This window comes from Litchfieldella rifensis, from assembly GCF_042646605.1.
Lineage (GTDB): Bacteria > Pseudomonadota > Gammaproteobacteria > Pseudomonadales > Halomonadaceae > Litchfieldella > Litchfieldella rifensis.
In genome coordinates, this window is sequence record NZ_JBHRUG010000020.1 from 1 (window position 1) to 659 (window position 659).

Genomic DNA, 659 nt, shown 5'->3' on the forward strand with positions numbered 1-659 from the left:
TTTGGGTATAGACCCAGCGTGACCAATGGGTCTGTAGCTCAGTTGGTTAGAGCGCACCCCTGATAAGGGTGAGGTCGGCAGTTCGAGTCTGCCCAGACCCACCATTCTCTCGCTCAGTTGGTTAGAGCGCACCCCCTGGGGTGATATAAAGAGGAGGGTGAGGTCGCCGGGTTTCGTTCAAATCTGCCCAGACCCACCAAAATTCGATTGATACTGCGTTGCTTTGCACCTCGTGTAGCAGGCTACACGTCGGCACAAAGCGCCTGGTCTAAATCGAATTTACGGAGTGAAAGGTTAAGAAGAGAGTTTCTTCCTTCTTGTCCCTTCCTTCTTCCGTCTTGATAGGGGGCCATAGCTCAGCTGGGAGAGCGCCTGCCTTGCACGCAGGAGGTCAGCGGTTCGATCCCGCTTGGCTCCACCACTTCCCGACAGTCATTATCTGTAAGCCTTAAGCTAGACGCTGAATATGTCACCTCGATGACGGGGTTTTCTTTCAGCTTAAAGCTTCCAGCTTTAAGTGCTCTTTAACAATGTGAATCATGCTGACAAATGAAAGAGATACGTCTCAAGCGTATCCGGCAATTGTCGTGACGTCATCGCGGGCCAGACCCTTTCGGGTTATATGGTCAAGCGATGAAGCGCATACGGTGGATGCCTTG

The 659-nt window shown here is 52.0% G+C and carries 2 tRNA genes; both read left to right on the plus strand.

Annotation, left to right across the window (positions count from 1 at the left end):
• Positions 1-27 precede the first annotated feature (27 nt).
• Positions 28-104, plus strand: a tRNA-Ile gene (locus ACFOEV_RS11165).
• Positions 105-345: 241 nt separating this feature from the next.
• A tRNA-Ala gene (locus ACFOEV_RS11170) sits at positions 346-421 on the plus strand.
• Positions 422-659: the final 238 nt, after the last annotated feature.